This is a genomic window from Streptomyces sp. NPDC059010 (assembly GCF_042740355.1).
Taxonomy (GTDB): Bacteria; Actinomycetota; Actinomycetes; order Streptomycetales; family Streptomycetaceae; genus Streptomyces.
This window is the reverse complement of record NZ_JBHYJA010000049.1, coordinates 1-14,862: the sequence shown is the minus strand read 5'-3', so window position 1 is coordinate 14,862 and position 14,862 is coordinate 1. Positions and strand designations below refer to the sequence as shown.

Genomic DNA, 14,862 nt, shown 5'->3' with positions numbered 1-14,862 from the left:
TACGCCTGGCGGCCCACTGGTCGCGGGCGGGCGGCGCGCCACCAGTGCGGGGACAGCGACCCACCAGCGCCCTCGGTCAAGGTCGGGCCGTCAGAACCTGGAGCCCGCATCGATCGCGAGGAAATCCATGACCGTTTCACAACCTGCCGGGGACGCCGGCATCCGGAAGCTGGGTGAGCTGGCATTCGCAGCCGGAAACGCAGCTGCCGTCCAGACGGCAACCCGGCTGAAGATCCCTGACATGATCGGCGACAAGCCCGTCCCGGTCGAGGAGCTCGCCGAGAAGGCGGGTCTCCAACCGCACCTGCTGTACCGGCTGTTGCGCGCCCTGACCACTTACGGTGTGTTCCAGGAGGTCGGTGAACGGAGCTTCGCGCACACCGAGATGTCGCTGCCACTGCGCGAGGACTCCCTCGACGGCATCCGCAACCTCATCCTGTGGATCGGCGCGCCGTGGACATGGCAGGCGTGGCCGCGCCTGGAGGAGGCGCTCCGCACCGGCAAGTCCGTCATCCCGTCGATCTACGGCAAGGAGTTCTACGACTATCTGCGGGAGGACGCGCCCGACGACGAGCAGTTGTTCGCCCGTGCCATGACGGACTCCAGCGTGCGCAGCTCGGACGTGGTCGCGCAAACCATCGACCTGACCGGCGTCGGCACCGTCGTGGACATCGGCGGCGGCCAGGGCTTGCTGCTGCGCACTCTCCTCGACCGGTTCCCTCACCTCAAGGGCGCCCTGTTCGACTTCGAGCAGGTGGTGGCCGGCGCCCACGAGGACCTCAAGGACGATGGCAGGCTCGCCGCCCGGACCAGGATCGTGCCGGGCAACTGCCTGGAGTCGGTGCCCGTCGAGGCGGACGTCTACATCCTGAAGAACCTCCTGGACTGGCCAGACGAGAACTCCCGCGCGGTGCTCCGCAACATCACCGCCAGCGCTCCGCCCGGAGCCCGGGTGATCATCATCGACAGCCTGGTGGACGCCCATCCCGACGAGATGCGGATCACCACCACGCTCGACCTCTTCCTCATGATGAACGTCGGCGGTCAGAAGCACGGCCTGGCCGGCTTCGACAAGCTGTTCGCTGCGACCGGAATCAAGAAGCTGAGCGTGCAAACCGTCCCGGGCACGCTGCCGCGACTGCACCTGGTCGAGGGTCTGTTGCACCGGGGTTGAGCGCTCCCTGGCGGCATGACGGTCTGGCCCCGTTCCCCCCGGACGGCCAGGACCTCACCGCAGGGAAGCGGCAAGGAAGCGTCTGTCCTCCGTGTGGCGGCGGGGGCAGGCGCTTCTGCGCGCCTGGCCTAGTGCACCAGGCGCGCGGGAGCGCCGTCATGAGCGGCCGTCAGAGGCTGACCGTCGCGGCCACTGCGCCGAGCGAGACGGCCACGGCGCCGAGTCCTACGCGTACTTGGTGGACGGTGCGCCACCGCAGCCGTACGTCCTCCCACTCCGGCGGCGGATCAGTCGGGTCGATCCGCTCCACCCACTCGTACAGCGGCCGTGCCCTCAGACGCGAGACGACGGCGATCCCGCAGAGGAACGCCGCCGCGAGCCCGTACAGCACCGCCGCGGTCATGTGGTCCACGATGACCACCAGGGCCACGTCGCCCAGCGCCGCGAGCACCACCAGAGCCGGCATCAGCTTGTCCATCCGGTACGCGAGCAACGTGTTCAACAGCCGGTAGTGATCGACCTTCAGCTCTCGCAGCACGGGCTCGATCACCAGCAGGCCGACCTGCAGACCTCCCAATACCGCACCGCTCACCACGATCGACAGCACACTCAGAGCCTCGGTCACCTCATACCTCCCACAGTCACGGGCCTTTGACCGGAGTCGAACGCATCGCGCTGGGCGATTGATCGGAGCCGCCTGGCGCCCGGTGGTGTCCCGGACACCAGCCGGGCCCCAACACACAGCCCGACAGTGGCCACATGACTGCCGCACCCGATCCACGACGCTGGTGGGGACTCGCCGTCATCGGCCTCGCTCAGCTGCTGGTGGTGCTCGACGCCACGATCATGAGCATCGCCCTCCCGCACGCCCAGGACAGCCTCGACATGAGCGACGGCAGCCGGCAGTGGGTCATCACCGCTTACACCCTTGCGTTCGGCGGACTGCTGCTCCTCGGCGGCCAGGTCGCCGACCGTGTTGGGTACAAGCGCACGTTCGTCATCGGTCTCGTCGGATTCGTGGTCGCCTCCACGCTGGGCGGCGCGGCACCCACGGCGGGACTGCTGTTCGCGGCACGAGCCGTCCAGGGCGTGTTCGCCGCGCTGCTCGCGCCGTCCGCACTCGCCCTGCTGACGACGTCCTTCCACGACCCCGTCGAACGCGCCAAGGCATTCGGCGTGTTCGGCGCGATCGCAGGGGCAGGCTCGGTGGTCGGCCTCATCGCCGGTGGTCTGCTCACCGAGTACCTGAGCTGGCGGTGGTGTCTGTACGCCAATCTGCCGCCCGGCGCCGTCGCCGTGGCCGGAGCGCTGATCGTGCTGCGCGATCGGCGGGGGAACACCGGTGCCCGCCTGGACCTCCCGGGTGTGCTGCTGGTCTGCCCCGGCCTCGTCGCCATGACCGCGGGCTTCGGAGCGGCGGCCGAGCGCGGCTGGGGTGACACCGCGGTGCTGGGCTTCCTCGCCGGGGGCGCCGTCCTGCTCGCTCTCTTCGCCCGCTGGCAGACCATCACACGGACGCCGCTGCTGCCACCGCGCATCGTGCGCAGCCGGGTGCGCGCGGGTGCGCACGTCACGATGGCGCTGGTCACCATAGGGCTCTTCGCCCTGTTCCTGTCCGTCACGTACTACCTGCAGACCGTCCTCGGCTACTCCCCGCTCAAAACCGGCCTGGCCTTCCTGCCGACCGCCCTCGGCATCATCGTCGGCGCGACCGGGATCTCCGCCCGACTCAGCCACAGGGTGCCACCGCGCGGCCTGATCGTGCCGGGCATGCTGCTGGCCGCGGCCGGGATGCTGCTGCTCACCGGGCTCGGCACCGAGCCGGCGTACCTGTCGCACGTACTGCCGGCGGAGTTCATGGTGGGCCTGGGCACCGGCACCACGTTCATGGCGGCGATCGGCAGCGCCTCGCTGGGCGTCGACCCCTGGGAGACAGGCATCGCCTCGGCCACCCTCACCACGGCACAGCAGATCGGCGGGTCCATAGGAGTCGCGCTGCTGAACACGCTGGCGAGCAGCGCGACACAGCGGTACGAGAGTACTCACCGCGGCGCGGAGCCCGGGCCCGGTGCGGACGTCGAACGGGCCGCCACGGTGCACGGGTTCGCGGTGGCGTCCGGCTGGGTCGCTGCGCTTGTGGCCGTAGGAGCGGTGGGCCTGGGGTTTCTGATCGTCGCCCGGGCGCAGTCGACCCCGTCCCCCATCGGGCCCGGATCGATGGAGCGTCCCGGCGGCAGTTCCTTTGCCCGACGTCAACCACCCGCGAACTCCGGAGGTAACCGCCCATGAGGAAGCCCGATGTCGTCGTGCCGGCCGTGCCGATCCCCGTGCTCCTGCCGCCCCTGCCCCTCCCGGCCGAGTCAACCTCGCTGGTTGGACGGCACATCACCGTCCTCGGTCAGGGGGGCTCCGCCCGTGCCATCGCGGCGAAGCTCGGCGCCCACGGCGCCACGGTCGACCTCCACCCACCCGGACACCCGATCCAGCTCCCTGCCCCAGACCGGCCCTGCCAGCGACTGGACGGTGTTCTCGTCCTGCTCCCCAGGACAGCGGGAGAAGCCGTCGCCTCCGATGCCATCGCCACAGCCATGGGGTGCTCGCCCCGCTGGCTGCTCGTGCTGGCCGCGGGGACCGATCCCGCCGAGGCAGGGCGAGCAGCCCTGGCCCTCGACCGCTGAGGCCCACGTCGAAACCGTTTCAACCTGAGGGAGCGTCATGTCCCGCAACCTGTTTACCTCGGAGTCCGTGTCCGAGGGGCATCCCGACAAAGCGGCGGACCGGATCGGCGACACGATCCTCGAAGCACTGCTCAAGGAAGGCCCGCTGTCGCACGTGGCAGCCGCCGCTCTGCGGGCCGCGGCCGGGGCCTGACATGCGCATCGCCGTCACCGGTTCGGTCGCCACGGACCATCTCATGACCTTTCCCGGCCGCATCGCCGACCAGTTCCTGCCTGACCGCCTGGACCGTGTCTCCCTCTCCTTCCTGGTGGACACCCTGGAGGTCCGGGACGGCGGAGTCGCGGCCAACATCGCCTACGGGCTCGCCCTGCTCGGCCACCGACCGCTCCTGATCGCCTCGGTCGGGACGGACTTCGCGGAGTACGGTGCCCGGCTGGCCGCGCTGGGAGTGGACCTCTCCGCCATCCGCGTCTCCCCCACCCGCCATACCGCCCGCTTTCTGTGCACCACGGACACAGACGGCAACCAGCTCGCTTCCTTCTACCCGGGCGCGATGAGCGAGGCGCCCGCCATCGACCTCGCCGCCGTATTGCAACGGAAGCGCGACGTCGATCTCGTCCTCATCGGTGCCGACGCCCCGGAGGCAATGACGCGCCACACCAGGGCCTGTCGCTCCATGGGGGTGCCCTTTGTCGCCGACCCGTCCCAGCAACTGGCCCGGCTCGACGCCTCGCAGATCGACGAACTCGTCGCCGGGGCCGACCACTTATTCACAAACGAGTACGAACGCGAGCTGCTCCTGGCCAAGACAGGCTGGACACCGGACGACGTACTGGCCCAAGTCTCCACCTGGGTGACCACCCTCGCCGAGAAGGGCAGCCGCGTAGAGCAGACCGGCAGGCCGCCGGCTGAGGTCCCGGCCGTGCCCGACACCACGGCGGTCGACCCGACGGGTGTGGGTGACGCCTTCCGCGCCGGCTACCTGTCGGCTCTCGCCGCGGGTGCTGATCCGGTTCGGTGCGCCCGGTCGGGCTCAGCCCTTGCCGCCCTGGCCCTCGGTGAGGTCGGCACCCAGACGTACACGCCGGCCTCCGGCGGATCGGACGACCTCGTCACAGCGCTGACTCCCGGACGCTGATGCTGTCGTCCTCAGCCGTGAGACGACACGGATTGTCGCCGTCCGGGATCTCCCATGCCACGATGCCCACCACCGCCGCCCCGGCGACGCTTTGCGGGTGAAGGAAGCGAGCAAGCGTCCTGCGCGGTGCACGGGCGAGCCGACACGCGGGTGGGAGGCCGACCGCACGGCTGCGGCCGGCGTGCCCGAAGCCACCGCCGTCGTGTGTCCAGCCGCATGCGCGAGAACCTGCGTCGCGTAGCCGACGGGCAGCGGAAGCAGGGCGACATTGACCAGGAGACGCTCAGCCGGGACCAGATCCGTGCCCAGGCCGCCGCAGTAGCCGCACCCGCGCAGGTGCCGAGCCAGCCGCTTGCGCCACAGTGGGCTCGGCCGACCGTTCCACAGATGGATGGCCTGGCTCAGGCGGGCGCAGCGCGGAACCACAGTCAGCGCACGCACGATCTGGCGCGCGGTATCCAGCTGTGCCTTCATCCGGCTCACTCGGACGGTGACATGGTGATCGGCCAGGCCGATCCGGTTCACGAGTTCCTTGCGGGTCAGATGTCCGGTGGTGACCAGCCACCATAACGAGAGCAGTTCCCGGTAGTCCTCGTCCATCCAGCGAGTGGCCTCAACGGTCTCGCGCCGCTGCCCGGACAGGCCCAGCTCGGTCAGGATGAGGTCCACGAAGTCCGCCCCCGGGTCGGCCACGGCCACGAGCTCCTCCAGGTCACGTGTCGGCAGTCGGCGCGCCTGGCGGTGTCTGCGGATCTGGTTTATCGTCACAGCGACCAGCCACGACCGGAACGCATGCTCGTCCCGGAGCCCGGGCAAGCCCCGGACGACGCACAGCATCGTGTCCTGGACCACGTCGTCCATGTCCACACTCTTCGGAAGCGCCCGCCCGACGATGTTGTAGACCAGCGGCAGACACCGGACCACCAGTTCCTCCAGCGCCCCCTGCTCTCCGTCCCGTGCCGCCACAACCAACTCTGGGCATTCCGCTGGGTCCCGCGTCATGTCGTCAGCGGTCATGCGAAGTGGGCCTTTCATCAGGTGAAACCGGCAACGTTTGCGGTGCTTGTGTGCCGTAGATGGACGGCATGGCGGGTCTCCTGGCGTCAGGGCGCCCGACACAGGATCACCACGTCGCCGCGGGCGTAGACCGTCTGCCAGCCACGCGCTTCGGCGTCACGCAGGGCCGCCTGGACTCCTCCTGGCGGAAAGGGCTCCTGTGTATCGGCGATCAACCAGTCGAGGTCCGGTCGCCGCGTCAGTACGTCATGAGTCGCCAGATGGACCGTTGCCCGGTCGGTCAGGTGTGGCGCGAGGTGGTTGCTCGCGGCAACGCGCGCGCCGTCCGGGATCAGAGCGAGTGCCGCCCGGGTGGCCGACCGGCGGGGGCTGTATTGCCAGAAGCCGGGATCGGCCAGATCCCGGAGCGGAAGGGCCGGCAGCAGCAGTGCGGCTACGAGCGCCGGGACCAGGAGTATGCGGCCCAGGATCCGGTCCCGGTCTCCGGCAATCCCACTCCCCCGGTCTTCCCATCGGCGCAGTGCGTCGATCAGGGCAAGGAAGACGATCGGCATCAAGACCGCCGAGTAGTGGTGATGCGGCCCCCAGTAAGCGGGGTTGGGAGACAAGAAGCGCCAGGCCAGCGTGGGCACTGCCAGCAGGACGAGGGGACTGACCAGGGCAAGGCCGGCGGTGATGCCCAACAACAGGGCGATGGTGGAAGCCTTGATGGCCCAGCCGTCGAGGGCCGTCAACGGGTCATCGCCGAGCGATGCATAGCCGTACGCACCATCCGGCGCGAGGGCCGGGATCACCAGCAGGACGGCCAGCGCCGAGCTCACGGGCCCGGCCACGCAGAGCGCCACGCCGGCCCGGCGGTGATGCCGCCACAGCAGCAGGCCGAGGACGAGCACCGTGGCGCCCAGATCCTCCTTGACCAGAACCAGTCCCACGGCCCACCAGGCGGATGCCACCCACCGTCCGTCCAAGTACGCACCGCATGCCAGAGCCAGCAGCGGCACGGCGAAAGCGACCTCGTGGAAGTCGAAACCGATCAGCTCCTGCAGCCCCCAGGAGAAGGCGTACGCCGCACCCAGCACCGGTCCCGCCGCCGGGTGCGGGACATGTCGGCTCGCGGCCCGCGCGACGACGTAGGCGGAGACCGCGACCAGGGCCACCTGGACGACGAGGAGCAGTTCGGCGTGCGGGAAGAGCAGGTAGAGCGGCGCGAGGACCGCCAGCACGGGGTGGAAGTGGTCACCGAACAGCGGGAACGCATCGTCCGTGAAGCCGACCGAAGCGCTCGCGGTGCGTATCTCGGAGGCGGGCCAGTCACCGGCGGCGTAGGAGCGGACGGCTTGTTCGAAGATGCCCAGGTCGTAACCCGTGGTGCCGAACACGGAGTGTCGGCGGAGCGCGAAGACGCTGTACACGACGAAGACGGCAGCGGCGATGAGCAGCGGCGTCCGCCGGTCGTGGCGCGGGTGTGCGGACGTAATGCGCCGGGCCGGTGGTGCGGTCAGAAGCATGCGCGGAGCCTGGCCGACCGGTGCTGAGGATCCGCTGAACGAGGCTGAGGATTTCTTCAGAGGCGCCGCTGTTCCGGCCCTCATACTGGGGCTTGTGCGCCTACTGGTGATCGAGGACGAGATGCGGATCGCCCAGTCTCTGCGCAGGGGTCTGACTGCCGCCGGGTATGCCGTCGATCTCGCGCACGACGGGGTGACCGGGCTTCATCTGGCCCGGGAATTCCCCTACGGCGCGATCGTGCTCGACATCATGCTGCCCGGCCTCAACGGCTACCGGGTGTGCTCACAGTTGCGGGCCGAGCACAACGACGTGGCCATCCTGATGCTGACCGCCAAGAACGGTGAGTACGACGAGGCGGAGGGGCTCGACTGCGGCGCCGACGACTATCTCGCCAAGCCGTTTTCGTACGTCGTGCTGGAAGCCCGGCTGCGTGCACTGCTCCGGCGCGGCGGAGCCCGGACCGCCGCTCCGCAGCTGACTTGCGGCGATCTCTGGCTCGACCCGGCACGCCGGACGTGCGGCCGGGGCCGTGAGCCGATTGCGCTGACGCCGAAGGAATTCGGGGTGCTGTGGTGCCTGATGGAGCGCATGGACGAAGTGGTCACCAAGTACGACCTGTTGGACGAGGTGTGGTCCGCGGACTTCACCGGCGACCCGAACATCGTCCAGGTGTACATCAGTGCGGTGCGGCGGAAGATCGACGCGCCGTTCGGCCGGGACACCATCGAGACGGTACGGGGTGGCGGCTACCGGATCGCCGGTGTCGGCCATGCGTGACCGGTGCGCCTGGCTGCCGCCACGCCCGGCATGGGCCGCCGCGGTCGCGGCCGCGGTGCCCGCGACGGCGGGGGCGGCCTGGCTGCAGCACGCCACCGCCGGGACGGCGACGCTCGCCGACTGGCCGTGGGAACGTGTGGAGGGCCGGATCGGGCCGTACGACGCGGAGGTCGTGTTCAGGTCCGGGTACACGCTCGGCGCGGCGTTCGTCGGAGTCGTCTGCTGGCTCGCGAGCCGCGGCGAGCTTCGCGTCGTACGGCTGCGGACCACCCTCGCCGCCACCGTCATGGCGCTCGTCATGCTCGTCACCAACACCCAGTGGCTGGGTAGCTACAACGGACCTCCCGATTTGGCCTACGGGCTGATCGTCGGTGCCCCGACCACCGCCCTGCTCGTCGGGGCGGTGGCCTGGGCGGCGCTCGGCCGTGGTGAGCGTCGTCTCCCGCTGCGCGGACGTCTCGCCCTGACCTCGGGGACCGTCGCGTCGCTGCTTCTGCTGCTCGTGATCTTCACAGGTCATTGGGCCGAGTACATTCCCGCCATTCAGGACCTGCACTGGTTCTGGATCATGACCACAACCGGCGTTCCCGTCGCAGGGCTGCTGACCGGAGCTCTCACCCGGATCGCCACCGGACACGCGCTGCGTCCCGTTGAGGCGATCCGCCAGCGCCTGGAGGAGATCACCGCCAGCTCCCTCGAACAGCGCGTGCCGACGCCGGACGCCGACCAGAACGACGAGATCGCCCGGCTGGCCCGCACCACCAACGCCACGCTCGACCGCCTCGAACACGCCTCGGTGCTGCAACGACAGTTCATCGCGGACGCCGCCCACGAACTGCGCAGCCCACTCGCGGGGCTGCGCGCACAGCTCGAGTCCGCGTCGCGCCACCCGCAGGGCGTGGACTGGCCGTCGGTGATCGAGGACGCCACCACCGATGTCATACGGCTCCAGGCGCTGGCCGAGGATCTGCTGCTGCTCGCCCGGCTCGACGCCACGGACGCCGGAACCGCCGGCGCTCCGGCCACTGACGCCGCTGAGGTTGATCTGGCCGCGCTCGCCGAGGACTTGGTGCGTGAATACCGGCATCTGCCCTGCGCCGACGGCCTCGACCTCACCCTGCGTCGAGACGACGGAACCACCGACCGCGCCGTCCCCACCCTGATCTCGGGCGACGCACTCCAGTTGGAGCGCCTGCTGCGCAACCTTCTGGACAACGCCTGCCGGCATGCCACGGGCGCGGTCACGCTCCGCCTCACGACGCACAACTCCGCCGACAACCCCACCGACATGGTCGTGATCGACGTATCGGACGACGGCCCGGGCATCCCACCCGCCGAACGAGACAGCGTATTCGAACGCTTCGTCCGCCTCGACGACGCCCGCGCCCGCACCACCGGGGGCGCCGGGCTGGGCCTGCCGATCGCCCGCGAGATCGCCCTGCGCCACGGCGGCACCCTCACGATCACGGACCGCACCTCGGGCGCGACGCTGCGAACACGGCTGCCCCGAGCCCGGGCGTCGAAGCTGCCGAACGGGACTCGGAGGCCGGGGGCAGCTGCTCGGACTGGCCGGCAGTGACGGCCCCTGCGCCCGGACGGCTCAGCCTTGGCGCCCCGGCCATCAGGGTGTGATCATTGTCAGCCCTTCCGGCGCGGTCACGTTCACTGTTCCATCGGCCGTGACCGTGACGTCCAGCTGGCCTCCGCCAACTTGGAGTCCTGTCACCGTGAGCGGTGCGTACGCCGAGGCGAAGCCGGGCGTCACGGTGACTGTTCCACCGGGGGCGTCCGCCTGGAGGCCGAGGGCGGCCTGGAGCACGAGGACCGAGGATGTGGCAGCCCACGCCTGGGGTCGGCAGGATGCCGGGTAAGGGGCGGGGCGCGGACCGGCCTCGGTGCCGTGGCCGGCGAAGAGTTCGGGCAGACGGGCGTCGAAGGCGGTCGAGGCGGTCAGCAGGCCCTGGGCCAGGGATGCGGCGGCGTCCGGAAAGCCGGCCCTGATCAGGCCGTGCACGGCGATGGCGGTGTCGTGGGGCCAGATGGAACCGGTGTGATAGCCGTAGGGGTTGAAGCCCACCGAGTTGCTGCTCAGCGTTCGCAGGCCGTGACCGGCGTCGAGGTCGGGGCCAGTGAGCCGGGCGGCCAGCAGCGCGCTTTCCTCCTCGTTGAGCAGTCCCGTGCCGAGGAGGTGGCCGAAGCCCGAGGTCACCGCGTCAGCCGGTCGGCCGTCCCGGTCGAGGGCGACCGCCGGATATGGGCCGCTTTCGTCCTCCACCCAGAAGTGCTTGCGGAAGCGGTCGGCCAGTTGCTCGGCCCATTCCTCCCAATGGTCGGCCCCCGGGCGGCCGAAGGCACGCAGCAGCGACGCCCCGCCGCGTGCCGCCTCGTAGGCGTACGCCTGGACTTCACACAGCGCGATCGGCGCCGCGGCGAGGCGGCCGTCGCGGTGCCGGATGGAGTCACCTGAGTCCTTCCAGCCCTGGTTGGACAGGCCGTGGGCGCCGTGGGCGCCGTACTTGAGGAAGCCGTCGCCGCTCGCCTCCGCCTGGTTGCGCATCCAGGCGAGTGCCGACTCGGCGTGCGGCAGTAGCAGTTCGACCTCCCTGGGGGGCAGGCCCCAACGCCAGGCGTCATGGAGGAGGGTGACCCACAGGGAGGTGGCGTCGACGGTGCCGTAGTACACCGGCGGGAGGAGGGAGTCCGCGAACTGGAGGGTGTCCCGGCGCACTTCGTGCAGGATCTTGCCTGGCTGTTCCTCGGTGGCCGGGTCGGTGACGGCACCCTGGCGGCGGGCGAGTGTGCGCAGAGTGCCGGCAGCAAGGTCGGTGCCGAGCGGGAGGAGCATGCGGGCAGCCCAGAGCGAGTCGCGACCGAAGAGGGTCAGAAACCAGGGGGCGCCGGCGGCCATGAACTGGTCCGGCCGGTCCGGGTCAGAGGACTGCGGATCCGCGAGGCGCAGGCGGTCCAGGTCGGCCAGTGACTGCTGGAGCCACCACTCGAGACGGCGGTCCGCACTGCGAACCACGGGAACACGCCAGGGCAGTTGGTCACCAGGCGGGGCCGGGAACTGGTCGCCGTCCGCATAGGCCGCAGTGCAGTTCAATGTCACGCTCCATGAAGCACCCGGCTGGAGATCGATGTCGTACGACAACTGCCCCGTCGGCACGTGGAGTGCGTCCGGGGCGGGCTCGCTGGCCAACTGGACGCTGAAGTCGCCGCTGCTCCAGGACAGTCCGACACCGTCGGTATCCGCGACCTGCGGCGTCACCGTCTCCAGCACCTGGCCCGACTTGACCTGCTCCATGGTGGCGAGGTCGGTGCCGGCGGTCACCGTCAGCTGGAGGTGCACGTGCTCGGTGCCCGCGTTGGTGACCTCGAAGACCTCCTCCAGTCGGCCGGCCACCGTGCGACGAAGCCGGCGCAGAGCGACCGCGGGGTCCGCCGTCACCTCACCGAGGCCCCGCAGGATCGCGCGGAAATCCGCCCGGTCCGCTCCCCGCAATCCGCCGTGGACCGGCGCCAGGGCGATGCCCTCCGCTGCGACCGTCAGCCGGGACAGGGCTCGGCGGTCGCCGTGGTAGAAGCCGTCTGCGCCCCCGCTGAGCTGCCCACTTTCCTGTGAGATCACCAGGCTCGGCGCGCACAGCGTGACGACGGCGTCATGCAGGAACGGCTGTAGTCCACCGACTGCAGAGACGGACTCTGTGACCGACCCGTTGGGGTCCTGAGTCTTGACAGTGATGTCCAATGGAGTAGAACCTCTCAGTGTTTTAGCGTTCCAAGGACACTAAGCCAGTCGCCAGAGCCCTGACAACGGTTTTGGAACGCTAAAACTGAATCCAAAACTCATCTGCAAGCCGGAGAGCCGCATGCCTCGCTCCAGCAAGAATTCCTCGGCCCAGGGCGGCCCGGTGACCCTCGCGACGGTCGCCGCCCGGGCCGGAGTCTCTGCGCAGACCGTGTCGAACGCGATCAACTCGCCGGACATACTGCGACCCGAGACCCTGGAGCGGGTCCGCCGCGCGATCGACGAAACGGGTTACCGCCCCAGCCGAGCCGCGCAGACACTGCGCACCCGTTCCAGCAAGCTGATCGGCTACGGCATCCAGCCCACTCCGCCCGGTGCCGCGGGTGCGGTCATGGACCGCTTCCTGCACGCCCTGTCGCAGGCCGTTGACGAGGCCGGGTACCGGATCCTACTGTTCGCTTCCCCGCCCGACGGCCCAAGCCTGAAGGGCTACGAGGAACTGCTGGCCCAGCACGAGGTCGACGGCTTCGTGCTCAGCGGTACCGACCGCAGCGACCCGCGCCAAGCATGGCTGACCAAGCGGGGCGTGCCGTTCGTCGGCTTCGGCCGGATGTGGTCGGGGCGCCAGGTCGGCGACTGGGTCGACGTAGACGGCGCCTCGGGCACGGATGCCGCCGTCGAGCACCTGGTCGCCCTGGGGCATCGCAAGATCGCCTTCCTGGGCTGGGAACGTGGTTCCTCCGGCGCCGGTGACGACCGTGCGGAGGGCTGGCTGCGAGCGATGAAGCGGCACGGACTGCCGACCCGCGGGCGGCGCGGGCAGAGTGTGAACGACATCGACGCAGCCCGCGCCGCCGTGAAGCCGCTGCTGGACGCCGGCGCGACCGCGGTGATCGCGGCCAGCGACATGCTGGCCCTCGGCTGCTATCAGTCGCTGCGCGAGCGCCGCGTGCTGCCCGGCCGTGACGTGGCCGTCGTCGGCTTCGACGACTCACCGACCGCCGAGATCCTCTACCCCGCCCTGACATCCGTCGCCCAGCCGCTGGAGGAAGTCGGCCAGGAATGCGTACGGCTGCTACTGGCACGGATCGCCGCCCCCGACGCACCACCCGAGCGGATCCTGCTGCAGCCCTCCCTGGCCATCCGCGACAGCAGCACCATCTCAACGTCCATCGCCGACGAGTAACCACCCCCGGCCACCCGTCCCCTCACCCCGAATCGTTCCGCCCTCCTCCACCCCCACATCCCTGGCGCACGCCTTCGTGTGCCCGGGCGGAGCCGCAAGTACCACACGTAACCCTCGGAGGAAGCAATGCGCAACTGTACGGCCGTAGCGGCCCTCGTCACATGTGCGGCCATGGTGGCCGCCACAGGCTGCTCGTCGAGTTTCGGCAGCGACAAGAAGACCACGCAGGACACCAGTGAAAAGCAGCACCTGACGGTGCTGATCGCCTCCTCGGGGGACGCGGAGACCAAGGCCGTCAAGGATGCGGCGGCGGCATGGGCCAAGCAGTCCGGCAACACGGTGACCGTCGACGTCGCCAAGGACATCAACCAGCAGCTGGCCCAGTCCTTCGCCGGGCACAAGCCGCCGGACGCCTTCTACGTCAACTCCGACCAGTTCGCCAACTACGCCAAGGGCGGCTCCCTTTACCCCTACGGCGACCGGATCAAGGACGCCGACGACTTCTCCGCCCAGCTGCGCGCCTCCTTCACCCACGACGGCAAGCTGGTCTGCCTGCCCAAGGACACCTCCACCCTCGCCCTGGCGATCAACGACGACCTGTGGAAGAAGGCCGGGCTGACCGCGAAGGACTACCCGACCACCTGGGCCGAACTCAAGACCGTCGCCGCCAGGCTGACCAAGGGCGACGTCACCGGGCTGGTCATCAACGGCGAGTACGCACGCGTCGGGGTCTTCATGAAACAGGCCGGCGGCTGGATAACCAACGCCGACCAGACGAAGATGACCGCCGACAGCACCCAGAACGCCCAGGCCCTCGACTACGTGCAGTCGCTGCTGAAGTCCGGCTCCCTGAAGTACGCCAACCAGGTCGACACCAACTGGGGCGGCGAGGCCCTCGGCAAGGGCAAGGCCGCCATGACCATCGAGGGCAACTGGCTCACCGGCGGCATGAAGGCCGACTACCCGGACATGAAGTACACGGCGGTCCCGCTGCCCGCCGGCCCGGCTGGCAAGGGCACCCTCGCCTTCAGCCAGTGCTGGGGCGTCGCCCAGGACAGCGCCCACCGCGCAGCCGCCGTGGATCTGGTGAAGTACCTGACCACTGCGGCACAGCAGTTGAAGAACGCGGACGCCTTCGGCGTGATGCCCTCCCGCAGCAGCGCCCTTGCCGAGTACGCGAAGAAGTACCCGTCCGCCAAGGCGTGGGCCGACGCCACCGCCCACGCGCAGGGCCCGGTGACCGTCGCGGGCTTCGACAAGGTCCTCACCCAGTTCAACACCGACCTCGCCGCGCTGAGCACCGGCGACCCGAAGAAGATCCTCGCCGACCTGCAGCGCAACGGCGAACCGGCCCTCACGACAGGCGAGTGAGCCAGCATGTTCCTGCGTACGTCACAGCACCCTCGCCCGGCCCCGCGTTCCCGCGCGGGCGGGGGTCCCCGTACGGTCGGCTCGCCGGGCGCACCTGACGCGCCCGGCGGCGTCGGCCCGGCCGCGGGGGGGCGCCGCCGCCCCGCCCCCCCCGGGCGGCCGCGGGCGCGGGGGGGGGGGGGTTGTGGGGGCGCCCGAGCGCGCGGGGGTCCTCCAGGCGGGGGGGGGGTTGTGGGGGCGCCCGAGCGCGCGGGGCTCATCCT

The 14,862-nt window shown here is 70.1% G+C and carries 12 protein-coding genes and 1 pseudogene; 9 read left to right on the top strand and 4 right to left on the bottom strand.

Annotated elements, in window-relative coordinates; genetic code table 11:
• Window positions 1-127: 127 nt before the first annotated feature.
• Window positions 128-1,174, top strand: coding sequence for a methyltransferase (locus ACFWYS_RS37750; RefSeq protein ID WP_384779209.1), 1,047 nt, complete (start codon window positions 128-130; stop codon window positions 1,172-1,174).
• 169 nt (window positions 1,175-1,343) lie between these two features.
• Here the strand turns inward: ACFWYS_RS37750 and ACFWYS_RS37745 are convergent, their stop codons facing one another.
• A complete protein-coding gene (locus ACFWYS_RS37745) occupies window positions 1,344-1,799 on the bottom strand; it encodes an anthrone oxygenase family protein (RefSeq protein ID WP_384779206.1) in 456 nt (151 codons plus the stop codon).
• 134 nt (window positions 1,800-1,933) lie between these two features.
• Here ACFWYS_RS37745 and ACFWYS_RS37740 point away from each other — a divergent pair, with 134 nt between their 5' ends.
• From ACFWYS_RS37740 to ACFWYS_RS37725, 4 genes and pseudogenes are all read left to right on the top strand, one after another.
• Window positions 1,934-3,463, top strand: coding sequence for an MFS transporter (locus ACFWYS_RS37740; protein ID WP_384779203.1), 1,530 nt, complete (start codon window positions 1,934-1,936; stop codon window positions 3,461-3,463).
• Complete coding sequence (locus ACFWYS_RS37735; protein WP_384779200.1) at window positions 3,460-3,852, top strand: hypothetical protein; 393 nt, start codon at window positions 3,460-3,462, stop codon at window positions 3,850-3,852. Before ACFWYS_RS37740 ends, ACFWYS_RS37735 begins: the two co-directional genes overlap by 4 nt.
• A 37-nt stretch (window positions 3,853-3,889) precedes the next feature.
• Window positions 3,890-4,024, top strand: a pseudogene (locus tag ACFWYS_RS37730) (S-adenosylmethionine synthetase N-terminal domain-containing protein); the annotation flags it as partial.
• A 22-nt stretch (window positions 4,025-4,046) separates the two neighbouring features.
• The gene (locus ACFWYS_RS37725) at window positions 4,047-4,991 is read left to right on the top strand and encodes a carbohydrate kinase family protein (protein WP_384779197.1); all 945 of its coding nucleotides are present in this window, start codon (window positions 4,047-4,049) and stop codon (window positions 4,989-4,991) included.
• Here the strand turns inward: ACFWYS_RS37725 and ACFWYS_RS37720 are convergent.
• Window positions 4,887-6,008: an RNA polymerase sigma factor gene (locus tag ACFWYS_RS37720; protein WP_384779193.1), complete on the bottom strand. Its 1,122-nt coding sequence runs from the start codon at window positions 6,006-6,008 to the stop codon at window positions 4,887-4,889. The genes ACFWYS_RS37725 and ACFWYS_RS37720 overlap by 105 nt on opposite strands.
• Before the next feature lie 86 nt (window positions 6,009-6,094).
• The gene (locus ACFWYS_RS37715) at window positions 6,095-7,516 is read right to left on the bottom strand and encodes a DUF2079 domain-containing protein (protein ID WP_384779190.1); all 1,422 of its coding nucleotides are present in this window, start codon (window positions 7,514-7,516) and stop codon (window positions 6,095-6,097) included.
• Window positions 7,517-7,610: 94 nt separating this feature from the next.
• Here ACFWYS_RS37715 and ACFWYS_RS37710 point away from each other — a divergent pair, with 94 nt between their 5' ends.
• On the top strand, window positions 7,611-8,294 hold the full coding sequence (locus ACFWYS_RS37710) for a response regulator transcription factor (RefSeq protein WP_384779187.1): 684 nt from the start codon (window positions 7,611-7,613) through the stop codon (window positions 8,292-8,294).
• Window positions 8,287-9,873, top strand: a complete 1,587-nt coding sequence (locus tag ACFWYS_RS37705) for a sensor histidine kinase (RefSeq protein WP_384779184.1) — start codon at window positions 8,287-8,289, stop codon at window positions 9,871-9,873. Before ACFWYS_RS37710 ends, ACFWYS_RS37705 begins: the two co-directional genes overlap by 8 nt.
• Before the next feature lie 42 nt (window positions 9,874-9,915).
• Here ACFWYS_RS37705 and ACFWYS_RS37700 read toward each other — a convergent pair whose 3' ends face one another.
• On the bottom strand, window positions 9,916-12,042 hold the full coding sequence (locus tag ACFWYS_RS37700) for a glycogen debranching N-terminal domain-containing protein (RefSeq protein ID WP_384779181.1): 2,127 nt from the start codon (window positions 12,040-12,042) through the stop codon (window positions 9,916-9,918).
• Window positions 12,043-12,163: 121 nt separating this feature from the next.
• Here ACFWYS_RS37700 and ACFWYS_RS37695 point away from each other — a divergent pair, with 121 nt between their 5' ends.
• The gene (locus ACFWYS_RS37695) at window positions 12,164-13,228 is read left to right on the top strand and encodes a LacI family DNA-binding transcriptional regulator (protein ID WP_384779178.1); all 1,065 of its coding nucleotides are present in this window, start codon (window positions 12,164-12,166) and stop codon (window positions 13,226-13,228) included.
• A gap of 126 nt (window positions 13,229-13,354) precedes the next feature.
• Window positions 13,355-14,599, top strand: a complete 1,245-nt coding sequence (locus ACFWYS_RS37690) for an extracellular solute-binding protein (RefSeq protein ID WP_384779175.1) — start codon at window positions 13,355-13,357, stop codon at window positions 14,597-14,599.
• Window positions 14,600-14,862 lie beyond the last annotated feature (263 nt).

What these genes read in the sequence shown, in the direction of transcription:
- ACFWYS_RS37740 (WP_384779203.1), top strand. Translation starts at nt 1,934, where the DNA reads ATGACTGCCGCACCCGATCCACGACGCTGGTGGGGACTCGCCGTCATC.
- ACFWYS_RS37720 (WP_384779193.1), bottom strand. Translation starts at nt 6,008, where the DNA reads ATGACCGCTGACGACATGACGCGGGACCCAGCGGAATGCCCAGAGTTG.
- ACFWYS_RS37715 (WP_384779190.1), bottom strand. Translation starts at nt 7,516, where the DNA reads ATGCTTCTGACCGCACCACCGGCCCGGCGCATTACGTCCGCACACCCG.
- ACFWYS_RS37750 (WP_384779209.1), top strand. Translation starts at nt 128, where the DNA reads ATGACCGTTTCACAACCTGCCGGGGACGCCGGCATCCGGAAGCTGGGT.
- ACFWYS_RS37705 (WP_384779184.1), top strand. Translation starts at nt 8,287, where the DNA reads ATGCGTGACCGGTGCGCCTGGCTGCCGCCACGCCCGGCATGGGCCGCC.
- ACFWYS_RS37695 (WP_384779178.1), top strand. Translation starts at nt 12,164, where the DNA reads ATGCCTCGCTCCAGCAAGAATTCCTCGGCCCAGGGCGGCCCGGTGACC.
- ACFWYS_RS37735 (WP_384779200.1), top strand. Translation starts at nt 3,460, where the DNA reads ATGAGGAAGCCCGATGTCGTCGTGCCGGCCGTGCCGATCCCCGTGCTC.
- ACFWYS_RS37725 (WP_384779197.1), top strand. Translation starts at nt 4,047, where the DNA reads ATGCGCATCGCCGTCACCGGTTCGGTCGCCACGGACCATCTCATGACC.
- ACFWYS_RS37690 (WP_384779175.1), top strand. Translation starts at nt 13,355, where the DNA reads ATGCGCAACTGTACGGCCGTAGCGGCCCTCGTCACATGTGCGGCCATG.